This is a genomic window from Pseudomonas sp. Z4-7 (genome assembly GCF_051131965.1).
Lineage (GTDB): Bacteria > Pseudomonadota > Gammaproteobacteria > Pseudomonadales > Pseudomonadaceae > Aquipseudomonas.
This window is the reverse complement of record NZ_CP071642.1, coordinates 3,490,078-3,506,991: the sequence shown is the minus strand read 5'-3', so window position 1 is coordinate 3,506,991 and position 16,914 is coordinate 3,490,078. Positions and strand designations below refer to the sequence as shown.

The window sequence follows — 16,914 nt, the reverse complement described above, 5'->3', positions numbered from 1 at the left end:
TCATTGTCTGGCCGATTTTCCCAGCGATTTAGCTACCAGTTGTTCATAAAGTTCGGCATAGGGCTCTACGGCCTTGGACCAGTTGAAGGGGGCCGACATCGCCCGGCAACGCATGGCATTGAGCAACTCGGGAAACTCGAATACCTTGAAAGCCCGGCTCAGGGCCTGCTTGTAGCTTTCCACGGTGGATTCGTCGAACAGGAACCCGGTGATGCCATCCTCGATGGTGTCCGCCAGGCCGCCGGTATTGCGCGCCACCGGCAGCGAGCCGAAGCGCTGGGCGTACATCTGGCTCAAGCCGCACGGCTCGTAGCGCGATGGCATCAGCAGGAAATCGCTGCCAGCGAACATCCGCCGGGCATCGGTTTCGTTGAAGCCGATGCGCACGCCGATCTTGCCGGGGAAGCGCAGCGCCAGTTCACGCATGGCCTGTTCTTCTTCCGGTTCGCCGCGGCCAATGATCGCGATCTGCCCGCCGGACTCGACGATGAATTCGGCGACGGCCTCGGTCAGGTCCAGGCCTTTCTGATACACCAGGCGCGATACCACGGCGAACAGCGGGCCGGTGGTGTCATCCAGGCCGAACAGGTTGCGTACGTGGGCAGCGTTGACCGCCTTGCCTTCCCAATCGCCAATGGAGAACTGGCGCTGGAGATGTGAGTCGGTCGCCGAATCCCAGCTCTCGTCAATGCCGTTGGGGATCCCGCTGAGCAGGCCTTGTTGGGTTTTGGCGGCGAGGAACCCGTCAAGCCCGCAGCCGAACGCCGGGGTGGTGATTTCCTGGGCGTAGGTAGCGCTGACCGTGGTGATGTGGCTGGAATAGGCCATGCCGGCCTTGAGGAACGACAGCTTGCCGTAGAACTCCATGCCTTCCTGTTGCAGCGCGTGCTCCGGGATGCCCAGCTCCGGGCAGGAAGCCAGGCTGACCACGCCCTGGTACGCCAGGTTGTGGATGGTGAACAGGGTCGGGGTACGTTGGCCGCGCCAGTGCATATAGGCGGGGGCCAGGCCGGCCGGCCAGTCGTGGGCATGGACCAGGTCGGGGCACCAGTGGATCTGCGCCAGGTTGGCGGCGATGTCGGCTGCGGCCAGGCCCAGGCGGGCGAAGCGGATGTGGTTGTCCGGCCAGTCGCGGCCATTGTTGGCGCCGTAGGGCGAGCCTTCGCGGGCATACAGTTCGGGACAGATCAGGACGTAGATCACCAGACCGTCGGCCATGTCCATGCGGCCGATCTTGCACGGCGGCAGCGCTGCGTGGCCGCCCAGTTCACCGATGATATGGATCGGATTGCCGCTGTTCATGACTTGCGGATACCCGGGGATCAGCACCCGGACATCATGCAGGCCGGCCATGGCCCGGGGCAGGGCGGAAGAAACGTCGCCCAGGCCACCGGTCTTGACCAGGTCGGCGATTTCCGAGGTCACGAACAGGATCTTCTTGCGGTTGGGGTTCTGTCGAACGACAGGGAGCAGTGCCTTGCCTCCGGTGGCCAGCACCGGTGCCGTCGGCGATTCAGCCGCCGGCGGTAATTGAGAGCGGACTTGCTGTGGTTCCAAGGCAGCACTGATCATAAATAACTCCTATTTCTCGATCTGTTTCCGGCAAGCGCCAGAGCTGTTGTTTCATTGGCCGAATCCTGCGGCCAGGCGCACGAGCGCTACGCAAGGAGAGCAAAGCGCTGCCCAATGCGGCGAAGCGAATCAGGTGAGGGGGCCGTTGCAAGGAATGCTCCAGCAGTTGTTGCCCTTCCTCTAACCTGACCTGTCGCCGTTGTGAAAAGTTTCGACTTTTTTTCCTTCGGATGACCGGTCGGTTTTCCCCACGGAAAGGCAGTCTAGGTCAGAAGCTAGAGCGCTGCGGTTCGGTTCGTCGAATTGTCCGACAATCACGTCGATTGTCGGCAATGTCTTACACGAAGCAGGGGAATACGAACCGACGAAGTGCAGGTTGTTTGAAACATTCAGGGTGTAGGAAGGGCGCGACGGTTCAATCGCGTGCGCGGTTCAACAGCGCTTCGCACCATAAGGGGGCGGGCTGGATGGAGGCGTTTTGATGGCCTATAAGAGGCCGTTCATATGCCTAATGTGGGAGCGAGCTTGCTCGCGATAGCGGTGTGTCAGCCATACAACTGCAACTGATCTACCGCCATCGCGAGCAAGCTCGCTCCCACAGTGGAGGGGATATTCAATCAGCCGCGGTCAGTACCCGGATCGGCTTGCCAGCCGCCCAGGCCTGCAGGTCCTCGATCATCTGGCCGTAGAACTGCTGATAATTCTGCCGGCTCACATAACCCACGTGAGGTGTGGCCAACACGTTGTCGAGGGTTCGGAACGGGTGCTCGGGCGGCAACGGTTCCTCGGCGAATACGTCCAGCGCGGCGCCTGCCAGGCGTTTGTGCCGGAGTGCGTCGATCAGGGCCGCCTCGTCGACAATCGGCCCGCGCGCGGTATTGACCAGCAGCGCCTCGGGTTTCATCCAGCCCAGGGTCTGGGCGTCCACCAGGCCCCGGCTGCGCTCGCTGAGCACCAGGTGGATCGAGAGGATATCGGCCTGCTCGAACAGCGCTTGTTTGCTCACGTATTGCACGCCGGCTGCGGCGGCTCGCTCGGCGGTCAGGTTCTCGCTCCAGGCGATCACACGCATGCCGAACACCTGGCCGAACTGCGCCACGCGCGTGCCGATGCTGCCCAGGCCCAGGATCGCCAGGGTCTTGCCGTGCAAGTCACCGCCCAGGCCCTGTTGCCACAGCCCGGCGCGCAGGGCGTTGGCTTCCGGTACAAGATTGCGGCTCAGGGCCATGATCAGCGCCCAGGTCAGTTCCGGCGCAGCGTGCTTGTAGCTCTCGGTGCCGCAGACCTGGATGCCAAGTGTCGCGGCAGCCTTGAGGTCGAGGGCGGCGTTGCGCATGCCGCCGGTCAGCAATAGCTTCAGGTTGGGCAGGCGGCGCAGCAGCTCTTCGTCGAAGCGGGTGCGCTCGCGCATCACGCAGATGACGTCGAAGCGTTGCAGGCGCTCGGCGAGGGTGTCGCGGTCGGCGGGGTAATCGTGCAGGAAGGCCACTTCACCAATGCTATCGAGCACCGACCAGTCCACCACGTCCTTGGCGACGTCTTGCCAATCGTCGATGACCGCTATTTGCACCGCCATGGAACACCTCTATCAGGGAATGGGTTTGTCCAGCCAGCCGAGCAGGGCCTGGTGGAACCGCGCCGGCTCTTCCATTTGCGGCGCGTGCCCCAGGTTGGGGAATTCCACCAGGGTCGACTGCGGAATCAGTCCGGCGACCTGTTTGCCCAGCACCTCGTAACGGCCCAGCCGGGCTTTCACGGCCGGAGGGGCAATGTCACTGCCGATGGCGGTGGTGTCGGACGTCCCGATCAACAGCAGCGTGGGGACCTTCAGGTCCTTGAACTCGTAATAGACCGGCTGGGTGAAGATCATGTCGTAGATCAGCGCCGAATTCCACGCCACTTGTGTATGTCCCGGGCCCTTGTTCAAGCCGGCGAGCATGTCAACCCAACGCTCGAACTCCGGTTTCCAGCGTCCGCCGTAATAGGTGTTGCGCTCGTAGTTGCGAATGCCCTCGGCGCTGAGTTTCAGCTCGCGCTCGTACCATTGGTCCACGGTGCGGTAAGGCACGCCAAGGGCTTTCCAGTCCTCGAGGCCGATGGGGTTGACCATCGCCAGGCGTTCGACCTGGTCGGGGAACTGCAAGGCATAGCGGGTGGCAAGCATGCCACCGGTGGAGTGGCCCAGCACGATGGCCTTCTGTACGCCGAGGGCCTTGAGCAGGGCCTGGGTGTTGATCGCCAACTGCTGGAAACTGTACTGGTAATGGTCCGGCTTGCTCGACGTGCAAAAACCGATCTGGTCCGGGGCGATGACCCGGTAACCGGCGTCACTGAGCACCTTGATCGAATCGCCCCAGGTGGCGGCGCAGAAATTCTTGCCATGCATCAGCACCACCGTCCGGCCGTTGGCCTTGCCTTGGGCGGGCACGTCCATATAGCCCATCTGCAGCGATTTACCCTGGGACTGCAAGGCAAAATGCTTGAGCGTATAGGGGTACTCGAAACCCTCAAGCTGCGGGCCATAGGCCGGGCCTTCAGGTGGGTTCGCGGCCTGGGCGAGCATTGGCAAGGCAGCGGTGAGGAACAGGCTGGGCAGCCAGCGGGCGGTCAAACGCGACATGAGCAATCTCCTTGAGGCAACCGGCCGATCCTGGAACGGCTCGATTATGGCGACATTAACCACAGGCAACCCAAGCGCAGGAACGTTCAACCCATCCAGCCGAGGGTCGCCCAGGTGAGCACGCCATAACGCAAGCCTTTGGCGAGCGTCACGATCAACAGGAAGCGCCGCCAGGGCTCACCCATCACGCCTGCGATCAAGGTCAGCGGATCGCCGATGATGGGCAGCCAACTGAGCAGCAGCGACCAGTAGCCATACCGTTGATAGTGCCGACGGGCCTTGTCCAGGTGGGACGGGCTGACCGGAAACCAGCGGCGATCCTTGAACTGTTCCAGGCGTGTACCCAGCCACCAGTTCACCAGGGAACCGAGGACGTTGCCCAAGGTTGCCACTGCCACCAGCAGCCAAATGGCGTAACGTTCGCTGAGTAGCAGGCCCACCAGCAGCGCCTCGGATTGCAACGGCAACAGGGTCGCCGCGCCAAACGCTGCAAAGAACAGCCCGATATACGCCTCGCCCATCAATGGGCCGGATAGTCCGCCACCACGGTTTGCGTCCCGTCTTTTTTCAGCCCGATCACCTGGTAGGCATCGCTCATGCCGTCCATTTCCATGCCTGGCGAGCCCATCGGCATGCCGGGCGCGGCCACGCCAAGCAGGTCGTCGCGTTTGCTCAATGCCAGCACCTGCTCGGCCGGAACGTGGCCCTCGACGAATTTGCCGTTGATTTCGGCGGTGTGGCAGGAACGCAGGTTGGGCGCGACGCCGAGGCGTTGCTTGACCGCGCTCATGTCGGCCTCGACATGGTCGTTGACCTTGAAACCGTTCTCCTGCAAGTGGGATATCCACTTCTTGCAGCAACCGCAATTGGCGTCGCGGTGCACATCGATGGTCGCCGGTTCGGCGGCCTGGGCCAGGGCGGAAATGAGCAAGGTACTCAAGGCGAGCAGGTGCAGGGGATGGGCCATGTGTATGGTCTCGTAGCGAACAGTTTGGAAGGAGGATAACAGAGTAGCGGCGAGCGGCTGACACGAGGCTGAGGCGCGGATTACAGAATTGTCAGCTTTGCCAAAGCAGGTGGCCGGGGGGATGCCGGTGCCTTTTGTGGGAGCGAGCTTGCTCGCGATGGCGGAGGGTCAGCTACGATAATGCTGGTTATGCCGCCGCTATCGCGAGCAAGCTCGCTCCCACAGTTATTGGTGAATGCCTCTTAGCGAACCTTGAACCGCCCCATGATCGCATTCACCCGGCTGTTGGCTTCCAGCAGCTGGCGGGTGTTGTTCTGGCTGGCCAGGCCGCTTTCCACCAGTTCCTCGACCATATGGCGGATCTGCACCATGCTGCGGTTGATTTCCTCGGTCACTGCGCTCTGCTGTTCGGCAGCGGTGGCGATCTGGGTGCTCAGGCTGTTGATCTGGCTGACGGAGCCGGCCATTTCATCCAGGCCCGAGTTGACCCGGGACGTGGCGTCGGCCGCCGATTGGCAACTGGCCTGGGTGTTTTCCATGGCCGCGACCGACGAGGTTACGCCCTGGGTCAGGCGGGTCAGCATTTCATTGATTTCCGAGGTGCTGGCCTGGGTGCGGGCGGCGAGGGCGCGGACTTCGTCGGCGACTACCGCGAAGCCACGGCCCTGCTCGCCGGCCCGGGCCGCTTCGATGGCGGCATTGAGGGCCAACAGGTTGGTCTGCCCGGCGATGGCGCCGATCACGCCGAGAATCTCGGTGATGCGTTGCGCGTCCTGCTGCATGTCTTCGACTTTGCGCGTGGCGCTGGCGACTTCATCGATCAGCGCCACGACGCTGTTGGACGCTTCACCGACCACGACCCGCGAACGATCGGCATGCTCATTGGCGCGCTGGGTGAATGCTGCCGTCTCGGCGGCGTTTTGCGCCACGCTTTCAGCGGTGGAGCTCATCTCGGTGATGGCTGTCACGGTCTGGTCGGTTTCCGAGGCGTGGCGCATCAGGATTTCGCTGGTGTGGGCCGAACTCCGCTGCAGGCTGTCCAGGCCCGAGGCCATGGCGCCGGTGGCCTGGGTGACTTCGCCGATCATGTCTTGCAGATAGGCGATGAACCGGTTGACCGAATGGCCAATGGCGCCCAGTTCGTCTTCGGCACGGATGGTGATGCGTCGGGTCAGGTCGGCATCGCCAGTGGACAGCGCGTCAATATTGCCTTTGAGGACCTTCATGCGGTGGGTCAGTTGGCGGATGGCGTACAACTGCATCAGCACCAACAGGATCACCAGCGGAATCTGCAGCAGGCTCAGCGTGCTCAACACGTCGTCACGCTGGGCGGTGATCAGGCGGGTCGGCAGGGCAGTGGCGAGGAACCATGGGGAGCCTTCGATGGGGCGCATGAAAAACGTGCTGGCCTCACCCTTGTTGTCGAACTCGAGCCGTTGCAACGGCTGGTCACGGTTGGCCAGGCCGGCCTTGACCTGGGCGGCGAACGGCGAGGTAGCCGCCAGCTCGCTGATGTTCTTCAGCACGATCGGCCCGCTGATACGCGAGCTGTTGCTGATGATCTTGCCGTCGGCTTCGACGATCAACATCTCGGCGCTCAGTTCCGCTTCCTTGCGCGCGATCAGATCGTTGAAAAAGCCCAAGGTCACGTCAACGGTGGAAACGCCGTAAGGCGCGCCGTTCTTCTGGATCGCCATGGCGCAGTTGGTCCGAGGCTCGGCGCTGGCGTCGTCCTTGTAGGCAGCGGCCCAGGCGCATTTGCCGGGAGGGGTGGCCATGCCGCCCTTGTGCCACGGCTGTTCGAAATAGTTCGGCGCAGCGTCGCTGTTCCAGAAGGTGTTGACCGCCAGTTTGCCGGATGCGTCGCGGTGCCAGAACGTGCTGAACTTGCTGCGACCCTCGGCGCGCTGGTTGGGCAGTGGCCAGATCCCGCCGCCGAACACCTTCAATTCGCCGTATTGATCCACCAGGCCAGGCAATACCTTGTCGATGGCGTCGCTGTCGAGCAGCGGGATGGTCTGGGTGATGCTCCGCTGCTGCGCCTGCACCTTGTTCAGCTCGCCCTGGATCTGTTCCGCGACCTCTTCAATGCGGTTCAGCGCCACTTGCTCCTCGGTCTGGCGCAGCTTTGGCGCGACCAGATAGCTGATACCGACCACCGTCAGGATGGACAGCACCAGGATGAACAGAACCAGGAACAGCGTATAGCGGGCTTGAATGGTGCGGAATGCGGGCATGTAGAGATTCCTTGCACGATGGCGGCTTTCTAGAGACAAGTGGAACGGACGTACTTGTCTTTATCGGCCTATCGCCAGCGGTCTTGAACTCCATGGCGCACATTGTTGGTTCAGGACCTGTCGTAACTGCGCCAAAAACGCTCCGACGGCTGTACCATGGGCATCCGTTTGCGGCCTCGTCATCGCACCGGGCACGAGCCTGGCAGGCGCGCGGAAACAGCACGAATATATTCAGGAAATTGGCAAATGACTCATTCGCAACGTTTGAAATACTCGATCCTGGTGGTCCTCGTTGTCCTGGCAATCATGCTCGGGCTGTCATGGATGCAAGGTAAAGGCATGATCAGCGAGCAGCTGTTTCAATACATTGCTATTGCCGTGGCGGTCATCGTGGTGGTGATCAACGGGGTGATGAGGCGCAAGGTCAAGCCTTGAGTCCCGGCTACTGCTTGGCGTTGAGCACGGCCACCGCACTCGGGTGCAAGCTGTAGCTTTTATCCGGATGGAGGCTTACGACCCCCTCGCTGCACAGGCGCTTGAGCACCTCGCGCACACTGAGGAAGGACAACGGAATGTCCAGCCCCAGCAACTGGCTATGCACACCCCGCACCCCCAGTTGCCGATTCTCTTCGGCGGCCTTGACCAGCGCATCGATCACCTTCAGGCGGATCAGGCTTGTTCGCAGCCCGTAGCTCTTGAGCAGGCGCCTGATGTGGTCATTGCCGCCGCGTTCCGTTGGTTTGGCGAAGACGTTGTTGGTGGTGCTCATTGACATACGTGCCGATCCTGGCTTGCCCTCCATGGGCATTGGTGCGTTATGCATGTAAAGACTCCTTAACAGCCTGATCAGAAAAGGTCATGAAATGCTCTCCTCTATAAGACGAACGAGGAGGGCCAATCATGAAGGCGGCGATGTGAAAAAAATGCCTGGAAATCAGCAAAGCCCCGCAGTCAGGCGGTTGTCCGCGGTTAAATTTTTTTCATCCGGTTCGTTCCCAAGGGAGGCGTATTGGTTTTTGATCAGGAGTGAGCGTGAGAATGTCCGGGCAGTTATCGAGGTTTTGCCTTGCGGGTGCGTTGCTGGGGATGGCCCTGGGTGTCAGTACCGTTGTCAGCGCGCGAGGAGAGGTGGAGCAGGCCACCGCCGAGATTCGCCGCACCAGTTTTGGCGTGCCGCACATACGCGCCCAGGATGAGCGTGGATTGGGCTACGGCATCGGGTACGCGTATGCCCAGGATAATCTTTGCCTGTTGGCCAACGAGATTGTGACGGTCAACGGCCAGCGCTCGCGTTACTTCGGCCCCGAACAGGTCACCCTGGAGCAGCGGTCCAACCGGGCCAGCGACCTGTTTTTCAGCTGGCTCAACACGCCTCAGGCCGTATCCGGTTTCTGGCAGGCCCAGACGCCCCAGGTGCAGCAACTGGTCGAAGGCTACGTGGCCGGTTACAACCGCGCACTGGCCGAGCGCAAGGCACAGGGCTTGCCCGCACAGTGCGCCAGCGAATGGGTGAGGCCAATCACTGCGCTGGACCTGGTCAAACTGACCCGGCGCCTGTTGGTGGAAGGCGGCGTCGGCCAGTTCGCCGAGGCCGTGGCGGGCGCGCAGCCGCCCAAGGCGACCACACAGGCCGACACCTCGATGTCCGGCTTCGAGGTCGCCGCGACCCGCCAGCAGCGCTTCGCCCTCGACCGCGGCAGCAATGCCGTGGCAATCGGCAGCGAACGTTCGTTCAACGGTCGCGGCATGTTACTCGCCAATCCCCATTTCCCCTGGGTGGGCGGCATGCGCTTTTATCAGATGCACCTGACCATTCCCGGCAAGCTGGATGTCATGGGCGCCGCGTTGCCCGGCTTGCCGATGATCAATATCGGTTTCAGCCAGCACCTGGCCTGGACCCACACCGTCGACACCTCCAAGCATTTCACCCTGTACCGCCTGCAGCTCGACCCGAAGGACCCGACCCGCTATCTGCTGGATGGCAAGTCAGTGCCGATGAGCCAGCAGGTGGTCACGGTGGACGTCAAGCAGGCCGACGGGCAGATCAAGCCGGTTTCGCGGGTGGTGTACGGCTCGCAATTCGGGCCGGTGGTGCAATGGCCCGGCAAGCTGGACTGGGACAACCGCTTCGCCTACAGCCTGCGGGATGCGAACCTGGAGAACGATCGGGTGCTGGCGCAGTGGTACGCCATGAATCAGGCGGTCACGCTCAAGGATCTGCAGGCGTCGGTCCAGCGGATCCACGGGATTCCCTGGGTCAATACCCTGGCGGTGGACGACCAGGGACAAAGTCTCTACATGAACGTTTCGGTGGTGCCCAACGTTGACGCGGCCAAGCTGGCGCGGTGCAGTGATCCGAGGGCCGGGCTGAAACTGATCGTGCTGGATGGCTCGCGCAGCGAATGCAACTGGAGCGTGGACCCCAAGGCCGCGCAGAAGGGCATCTACGCCGCCGACAAACTGCCGCAGTTGTCGCGTCGTGATTACGTGCAGAACTCCAACGATTCGGCCTGGATGGTCAATCCCGCTCAGCCCTTGTCCGGTTATTCGCCACTGATCAGCCAGCAGGATCAACCGCTGGGGTTGCGCGCACGTTTCGCGCTGGATCGACTGGGCCAGTTGGGCAAAGACGGGCCGGTGCAAGTGGATGAGCTGCAGCGCATGGTCATGGACGACAAGGTTTACCTGGCGGACCAGTTGATGCCGGACCTGCTGGCCTTCTGCGCCGGGGACCTGAAGGCTGATGCCGCAGCTCTGACCGAAGTATGCACCCGCCTGAAGGCCTGGGATCGCACGGCGAGCCTGGACAGCGGCGTCGGCTTCGTGCATTTCCAGCAGATCATGAAGACGCTGCAAGCCGTGCCTGATACCTGGCGCGTCGCGTTCGATCCGAAAGATCCGCAACACACTCCGCGGGGCCTGGCAATCGAGCGGCCTGCGGTGGCCGAGGCGCTGCGCCAGGCCATGCTGGCTTCACTGGAGTCGGTGAAATCGGCAGGGCTGGCGGCGGACAGCCGCTGGCGGGACGTCCAGGTTGCCAGCCAGGGCGGTCGCCAGACGCCGATCCACGGCGGCCCGGCGGAGCTGGGAATCTATAACGCGATCCAGAGTGTGCCGGGGGCGAACGGCAAGCGGGAAGTGGTCAGCGGCACCAGCTATCTGCAAGTGGTGACATTCGATGGCAGCGGCCCCCAGGCCCAGGGACTGCTGGCGTTTTCCATTTCCAGTGACCCGGCCTCGCCTTACTCGGCGGACCAGACCCAGGCGTTCTCGAAGCGGCAGTGGAGCACGCTGCCCTTTACCGAACAGCAGATCAAGGCCGATCCGAACTACCAGGCCAAGGTCATCCGCGAGCGTGATGAGGCGGGCAGGGTCGCGACGCAGTAAGGCAGCTTTGTCGTGAAGAAAAGCCGCGACCCGAATGGGCGCGGCTTTTTTAATGTTTGGCCGGATGATGACCGATGGAATTGAGGACCAGGTTGCCGTCCTGGTTCTGGGTCAGATAGATCGGCAGGACCTTGGGCAGCGAGGGCACGAGGTTCTTCACTTCGTTGAGGTTGTAGATGCCGCCGACACGCAGGGTGCCGGTAGCATGGTCGGCCAGCATGACGGGACGTTCGAGGTAGCGATTGATCAATGGCATTGCGTCGGAAAGGGCCAGGTCATTCAGCACCAGCTTGCCGTTGCGCCAGGCCAGGGAGCTGTCGCCGGGTTCGATCTCGCGTACCTGCGGCTGGAAATCGCCCGCCTTGTAGCTTGCCTGCATCCCCGGTGACAGTTGCGAGCCGCCCGCAGTGGCGTTCATGTTGCTGGTCACCCATACCGAGCCTTCCACCAGTGTGACCCGAACCTGGTCCTGATACATCCACACGTTGAAACGGGTGCCTGTCACACGCACCTTGCCCTGGCCCGCCCGAACGACGAAAGGATGCCGGGTGTCGTGACTGACATCGAAGAACGCCTCGCCTTTTTTCAGCGTGACCCGACGCTCATGCTTGTAGTTGGCGAACACCAGTTCGCTGCCAAGATTGAGCTCCACCTGGCTGCCATCGCCCAGCGTGACATGACGTACGCTCGCGCCGGCTTCCAGGCGCTGGTACGAGTCAGGCAGCCAACCCATGTTCCAACCGGTAAACGCGGCCAGGGGCAAGCCCAGCGCGATCACCGCGGCGGCGACAGCCAGACGGCTCCAACGCGGCCGTGGCCGCCGGGCTGGCGGGGTCGGCGCGGATTCGACACGCGGCAGATGCTCGGCCACGCCCCAGATTTCCAGCATGGCCTGGTATTCGAAAGCGTGCAGAGGGTCGGCGTCATGCCATTGCTTGAACGCCAATCGGTCGGCATCGGTGCAGTCATCAGCGTGCAAACGCATGCACCAATGCGCGGCCGCATCGCTGATGGCGTCGTATTCGGCTTCCGAGAGTATTCGTTCGGTCATTGGCTGTTCCTGGTTTGCCGCATTCTAACCTTCGACGGCAGCTGCCGAGAACAACCGACATGGCGATTAAGCATCAAATACCCTTGTTTTTCATGTGATAAAGCCCGCTGCTGCCCCCTGGAGCCATACCGTCCCACAAGCGGCGTGAAAAAAAGATCAAATCGACCCGCATTCCAGGAAGGGTGTACCCACTATGGCGTAGCCACCGGAGGCGGATCCAATTGTCGCCCCAGCTCACAAATGAGCAGCGTTATAGAGTCGGCATTTTTAAATATGACGTCGATCCGTCGATCCGCTGAGTTCAGGTTCAGGAATGCGTCGCGGGCTTGCTCCAGATTTGCAGTGCGGGTGATCTGCAGAATTGTTTTGACGGTGTCTTTGTGCCAGGGCAGGAGGTCGAGACTCTTGAGCGAGTGGGTTGCACGGTCCCAATCCGTGAACAGGCGTGCGCGCGGCGTGGTCCACGAAAAACCGTTGAGTTGCAGGTCCTTTTGTTCAGCGGCTTTTTCTTGTGCCAATGGAGTCACTGTTAAAATGAGGTCGTGGAATGGTAAGTAGGCTGCCAGGTAGACGATATCCAGTGTGTCGCGCAGCAGATGGGACAGTTCATGAATGAAGGTTGCGCCTTGGGCGTGCGCGTCGACATTGAATGTATCGGGCACGGCACTGCTGTACCAATCCGGCACCATGGCGAAAAACTCTTGGGTGAGATAAATCCTGCCGCCCTTGCCGCCCTCTAATACGAAGGCACTCGCATCATAGTGGGCGCTTTTGGTGATGCCGATTACGATGCGACTGCCGTTCTGCCGCAACCACAACGGATCTGCTAACGTCTGGCAGATGGGGGCGACAGCGCTGTGGATTTTTTTTACAAGGCCAGCGTCGATTGCCCTGACACCGAGGAAAAACTTCAGGAACGTGTCCAGTCGAGAACCCGCAGGCACGCCGCCTTTGACCTGTTCAAGATTTTGCAGCGCGTTGCAGGAGTAATGCCGTGCCGTCTCCAGGGCTTGCTCGATCATGTTGGCGCGGGAGGGGGATATCCGCCGTATCTGCTTCATGCCCCGTGCTTCAATATTGAGGACCTCCTTCGCGTTGAAGTCGCTATACACATCGGTCAGCGTCGACATCACTTTGCCGTAGCGGATGTGCTGCGAGTCTGGATCAATGGTCCACCGCCCGGACTCGGGCGAGCGCTTGAGTATCGGCCCTTCTCCATTCTGGTGGACGATGCGCCAATCGTGGGCAGCCTTTGCTACCTGAAAAACCTTGCCGAACACCGGGGCGTAGCGCTTGCCGGACGCCAGGGCCTCATGAGTACCGTCGCTTGCATGTTTCTTCAGGTCGGCCAGGCTGACCTTGAGATCTACGAAAGCCTGCAGGTCGGTCCGCGCTGCACCGGTCAGGCGCTGCCAATCAGTTGGTTTTTTTAGCGCAGGGTGCGGCAGGGCAGCGGGACCGACCGGATCGAGCAGGCCGAAGGTATCGTCCCGATTGAGCCAGCCCAGGGAGACCATTTCCGCCGCGCCGGAAATGAAGTTATGCAAGCCTGCTCCCCAGTCATGTTGCTTGAAGGCCTCGGAGGAGGCTTTGAAATCTTCATAGGCGTCCATGAGTGTCTCGATCAAGGCGAGTTTGCCCGGCAATACCCGACCAAGGGCCTTGATGCCGGTGCTGAAAAGATGCCCGACGGTTTGCCAGTCGAATTGGCGTGTCTCATCGGTTTGGGTTTTCAGCATGCCTGCCAGCAATGAGTTGTTGTCGTTGAACAACGTATTGAGGAGGCTGGAGATCGGGTTCGAAGCCAGGGTTATTTCCGAGAGTTCTCCAGCCGTGGACGCGAAGAGGTTCCGGAACGTGGCCTGCTGGCTTTCCGGAAGCCGGTGAATCAGCATGTCCTGAAGCGACCCTGGCCGGTTGAAAGCGGCGATGACGCTCGCTTCGCTCGCGAGCTCGGTGAAGACGTCGCCTTCATGGTAAGGCGAATACAGGATATGGGGGGCTTTTGCGTCGACGCTCGACCCGATCAGATAAAGCCCTGTCGCCTTGACGGCTTCGGCGCCTTGCGTCTTGATCAGCTCAATCGGGCGAATGGTTGCCTCGCCCCCCTCCGTTGCCAGCCGGGCGATGCTGTCCGGCATATCGAACACTTGGCTGATCAGCCTGAAAGCAACAGGAGAGAGACCCTGTTGCAAATATCGCGCGTGGGCGTGTTGCAGCAGTTGCCAGGGTAGTTGTCGATAAAATCGGCTTTTCCTTTGCTGGATGTCAGCAACGCTGTCGGAGAGCTTTTCCAGCACATGCGCCCTGTAGTGGGTTGAAGTACCCAGCGATAGCAGCGTTTGCCTGACGGCGGTCTCGGTCAAGTTGTCGGGGAGTTTTTGTTGTGACATCGATGAAATCTTGAAGCCGGGTCGCTGACGACTGTCGAGATGATTCAACGCGAACTCGGTCAGGCTGCTTGCCGGGCCTGCCAGCGCAAGATGGGGCGAAATCAGCAGCGTGGCGGGGTCAAGATCGATGCCGGGGAAGCGCGTTTTCAGCAGCGCTTTCAAGGTTCTTTCGACGTAGGCGCGTAGCGGTTCTATACCGTCCAGGTAGTCCTTGTCCTCGGTTACGCTGTTTCGATATTGTTCAAGCAACTCGATATGCAGGCGTTGATCCTCGAGCGAGGCGGCGCCCAGCCAGGCGGGAAGCTTTTGCTGAAACCTGTTGGAGTGGGCGATGCGCTCGGCGTTTGACAGGTTGGTCGGGGCGCCTTTTTCCAGCAGCGCTTTCAAACCTTCGAGCAATGCCGGCTCGGCCAGTCGCCAGTCCCCTATCTTTAAAGCACGCAGATACGCGTGTTCGGCCGCGAAGTGTTCGCTGAACGAAGTCATCCGATTCATCAGCACGTTGCCTTCGATCAGTTCAAACGCCTCGAGCTGGTAGCTGGCGTGGGGATTACGTTGCGCGGGCGTGAGATTGGACAGCACATCGAAACGCGACCGGGAGTCGGACAGGTATTGATTCAACTGTTGGCTGGCAAGGGCGACGGACGGAAAAACCTTGAGTCCGCAAATGGGGATCCACAGGATTGCCGTGCCGGAAAAAGGCGTATCCAGCCCGCCACGCTCGGTCAGCAGGAAGCAACTGGCCGGAGAAACGGCGGTCGTGGCGCCTTCCGTTGTGCAGGTCAACTTCAGCGAATATACGTCCGGGCGGAAACCTTTGACGCTTGGGCGTTGTTCACGGTCGGGGTAGTTTGCGTCGAAGGCAAACACGCTGTTGATCAGCTTGTGGACGTCGGTCGACAGCGTCCCGTTGAGCTGCCGCAGCTCGGCCTCCTCTCGGATGCCCAGGGAAAAAGCACTGCACAGCTTGGAAAGCAGCTTACTCAGCTCGCTACCCAGCAGCTCTGATTCGCTTGAATGGGGTAACAGCCGGAACTCGGTATCAATAGCGTCTTGCACGCTGGCATAGGTCTTGAGCTTTCTTTGCAGCACATCGGCGATGAAATTGGAGGGGCGCAGGTTTCCATAAAACGCCGGCCGCGCGCCCCAGTGCCCGTCTACCTTCTGGTCAAGCAGGCTGTTGTCGATCAGGGTGCGTATGTCCAGCGCCTTGTCCACCAGCGCATGGGTGTCAAACTCGCCCTGGCGGGACATTTCCAGCGCGAAGTGAATATTGTCCAGCTGTTTGGCAATGATCGCCTGGCCCAGGGACTCGGCTACGGGCAAGCCCACCTCTTTGCCGGAAACCTGCGGAGCATCGAAGCGCAGAAAACGGTTGCGTTCTTCAAGGCTCAGCAGCCCATAGAGGGCGTCCATTTGCGGGGCCGCGGTGGGCGGGCCCAGCAACGTATCCCTGAAGTCCAGATGATGGTCAACTTTCTGAATGCCTTTGCCAGGGGTGTAAAGGTAGTGGCCATTCGCGCTGATCATCAACGAGCCCGCCAGTTCGACGCTGTGGGTTGCATGGTCCCAGAGGCGAACCGTTTCGATGAACATCAACCTCTCGTCCTGGCGAGATGGCCGAAACAGGCGATGCAGCTCGCTGCTTTGTGCTTCTGTCAGGTAGCCTTTTTCGCGTTCGATAACGATCGCTGACCGCAGCTTGTCGTCGATGACACGGGACAGGAACTGTCGCCGTGAAATGTTCAGGGGACTCGCAGCGTCCCAGTAGGCCTCGAGACGATCAGTGAGATGGCGCACCAGATTCCTTGCGGTGAGCTTTACCATGGTTTGCCAGTGCAAGGCGTTTGCGGGCGACTCCTCGGTGGCGGGGTGAGTGAAAGCCGCCTCGTATCCGTCAGGCCAGCCTTGATGATGGAAGTAGATCAGCACTGCATCACTCAGTGGCATGTTCCGGGTCCACTGCTGTAACGGGACGTCCGCGCCCTTGATGAGGCTAAGCGAGACGCGTGCCTGCTTATGATCGAAGTTGTCCAACAGCTCCTGCAATATCTGGTCGAGCATCGCTGCCAGCGACGGAACCTGGAGCAACTCATGCACCATTGCCCGGGCGTTGAGTTCCTGGGCATTTCGGATCGATGCCAATCGTGTCTCGAGCGGATCTCCGTAGACTGTTCGGCGGGTTTTCTGGAAGGATGCGTCATTGAGTTCGTTGCGCTGGGAGAGCGAAAGGAGGCGAAACAGCTCATTGCGTTCCAGCGGTGTCGCCAGCATTTCATCAAGCTTGTGCTCGAGGGTTTCCGGGCTATCGAACTTTGCGATGCCGCCGTACGGTGTATAGAGGAATGCCGGGTAATCGCCCGGCGCGCTGAGCACCAGGCATCCGGCGAGCGGGATCAAGGGTTTGCCCTGGACATCCAGGGTGATCGTTTCGATCGTCATTGCGGGTGACTGCTCGCCGCGTTGCGTGTAGTTGGGCAGGGCAGCGTGATGCAGCCAGTCAAGATCTGCCTGGGTCAACCCGTGGGGCATGGTCAATTCATCCAGGCGCTGGGCTTTGAATATTTCGGGGAACAGCAGGGGCGTTTTTGCAATAGTCATCGTTGCTTCTCGATCAGGCGCCTCAAGGCGATACAGCCGTCAGTGAGGCGCCAGACTAGGCAACATGGAACGAAGAAAGGTGGTAC

Annotated in this window: 11 protein-coding genes; 2 read left to right on the top strand and 9 right to left on the bottom strand. The window is 60.9% G+C overall.

The window, feature by feature from the left end:
* The 6 genes from glgA to J3P91_RS15695 all read right to left on the bottom strand — a co-directional run bounded on the left by glgA (position 1) and on the right by J3P91_RS15695 (position 7,396).
* Positions 1 to 1,572, bottom strand: coding sequence for a glycogen synthase GlgA (glgA, locus tag J3P91_RS15720; protein WP_434573798.1), 1,572 nt, complete (start codon positions 1,570 to 1,572; stop codon positions 1 to 3).
* A gap of 613 nt (positions 1,573 to 2,185) precedes the next feature.
* Positions 2,186 to 3,148, bottom strand: coding sequence for a D-2-hydroxyacid dehydrogenase family protein (locus J3P91_RS15715; protein WP_434600985.1), 963 nt, complete (start codon positions 3,146 to 3,148; stop codon positions 2,186 to 2,188).
* Between the two features lie 12 nt (positions 3,149 to 3,160).
* Positions 3,161 to 4,192 (bottom strand): alpha/beta fold hydrolase, encoded by a 1,032-nt coding sequence (locus tag J3P91_RS15710; protein WP_434600984.1) that lies wholly within the window; start codon positions 4,190 to 4,192, stop codon positions 3,161 to 3,163.
* Positions 4,193 to 4,278: 86 nt separating this feature from the next.
* Positions 4,279 to 4,713, bottom strand: coding sequence for a YqaA family protein (locus tag J3P91_RS15705; RefSeq protein ID WP_434600983.1), 435 nt, complete (start codon positions 4,711 to 4,713; stop codon positions 4,279 to 4,281).
* Positions 4,713 to 5,159, bottom strand: a complete 447-nt coding sequence (locus J3P91_RS15700; RefSeq protein ID WP_305500630.1) for a DUF411 domain-containing protein — start codon at positions 5,157 to 5,159, stop codon at positions 4,713 to 4,715. Before J3P91_RS15700 ends, J3P91_RS15705 begins: the two co-directional genes overlap by 1 nt.
* Positions 5,160 to 5,401: 242 nt before the next feature.
* A complete protein-coding gene (locus J3P91_RS15695; RefSeq protein ID WP_434600982.1) occupies positions 5,402 to 7,396 on the bottom strand; it encodes a methyl-accepting chemotaxis protein in 1,995 nt (664 codons plus the stop codon).
* 246 nt (positions 7,397 to 7,642) lie between these two features.
* Between J3P91_RS15695 and J3P91_RS15690 the strand changes: the two genes are divergently transcribed.
* Positions 7,643 to 7,831, top strand: coding sequence for a hypothetical protein (locus J3P91_RS15690; RefSeq protein WP_186631798.1), 189 nt, complete (start codon positions 7,643 to 7,645; stop codon positions 7,829 to 7,831).
* A gap of 7 nt (positions 7,832 to 7,838) precedes the next feature.
* On the opposite strand, the gene J3P91_RS15685 is transcribed toward J3P91_RS15690, so the two are convergent.
* The gene (locus J3P91_RS15685) at positions 7,839 to 8,219 is read right to left on the bottom strand and encodes a fe2+ zn2+ uptake regulation protein (protein WP_434600981.1); all 381 of its coding nucleotides are present in this window, start codon (positions 8,217 to 8,219) and stop codon (positions 7,839 to 7,841) included.
* A gap of 215 nt (positions 8,220 to 8,434) precedes the next feature.
* Here J3P91_RS15685 and pvdQ point away from each other — a divergent pair, with 215 nt between their 5' ends.
* Positions 8,435 to 10,783, top strand: a complete 2,349-nt coding sequence (pvdQ, locus tag J3P91_RS15680) for a bifunctional acylase PvdQ (protein ID WP_434600980.1) — start codon at positions 8,435 to 8,437, stop codon at positions 10,781 to 10,783.
* A 49-nt stretch (positions 10,784 to 10,832) separates the two neighbouring features.
* On the opposite strand, the gene J3P91_RS15675 is transcribed toward pvdQ, so the two are convergent.
* Together J3P91_RS15675 and J3P91_RS15670 are read right to left on the bottom strand one after the other, a co-directional pair.
* Entirely contained in the window at positions 10,833 to 11,834 is a 1,002-nt protein-coding gene (locus tag J3P91_RS15675) for a FecR family protein (protein WP_434600979.1), read from the bottom strand.
* Between the two features lie 191 nt (positions 11,835 to 12,025).
* Positions 12,026 to 16,828: a dermonecrotic toxin domain-containing protein gene (locus J3P91_RS15670; RefSeq protein ID WP_434600978.1), complete on the bottom strand. Its 4,803-nt coding sequence runs from the start codon at positions 16,826 to 16,828 to the stop codon at positions 12,026 to 12,028.
* Positions 16,829 to 16,914: the final 86 nt, after the last annotated feature.

Excerpts from the sequence above, each read along its gene's own strand:
- J3P91_RS15715 (WP_434600985.1), bottom strand. The coding sequence starts at position 3,148 with ATGGCGGTGCAAATAGCGGTCATCGACGATTGGCAAGACGTCGCCAAG.
- glgA (WP_434573798.1), bottom strand. The coding sequence starts at position 1,572 with ATGATCAGTGCTGCCTTGGAACCACAGCAAGTCCGCTCTCAATTACCG.
- J3P91_RS15695 (WP_434600982.1), bottom strand. The coding sequence starts at position 7,396 with ATGCCCGCATTCCGCACCATTCAAGCCCGCTATACGCTGTTCCTGGTT.
- J3P91_RS15675 (WP_434600979.1), bottom strand. The coding sequence starts at position 11,834 with ATGACCGAACGAATACTCTCGGAAGCCGAATACGACGCCATCAGCGAT.
- J3P91_RS15685 (WP_434600981.1), bottom strand. The coding sequence starts at position 8,219 with ATGCATAACGCACCAATGCCCATGGAGGGCAAGCCAGGATCGGCACGT.
- J3P91_RS15700 (WP_305500630.1), bottom strand. The coding sequence starts at position 5,159 with ATGGCCCATCCCCTGCACCTGCTCGCCTTGAGTACCTTGCTCATTTCC.
- J3P91_RS15690 (WP_186631798.1), top strand. The coding sequence starts at position 7,643 with ATGACTCATTCGCAACGTTTGAAATACTCGATCCTGGTGGTCCTCGTT.
- pvdQ (WP_434600980.1), top strand. The coding sequence starts at position 8,435 with ATGTCCGGGCAGTTATCGAGGTTTTGCCTTGCGGGTGCGTTGCTGGGG.
- J3P91_RS15670 (WP_434600978.1), bottom strand. The coding sequence starts at position 16,828 with ATGACTATTGCAAAAACGCCCCTGCTGTTCCCCGAAATATTCAAAGCC.
- J3P91_RS15710 (WP_434600984.1), bottom strand. The coding sequence starts at position 4,192 with ATGTCGCGTTTGACCGCCCGCTGGCTGCCCAGCCTGTTCCTCACCGCT.
- J3P91_RS15705 (WP_434600983.1), bottom strand. The coding sequence starts at position 4,713 with ATGGGCGAGGCGTATATCGGGCTGTTCTTTGCAGCGTTTGGCGCGGCG.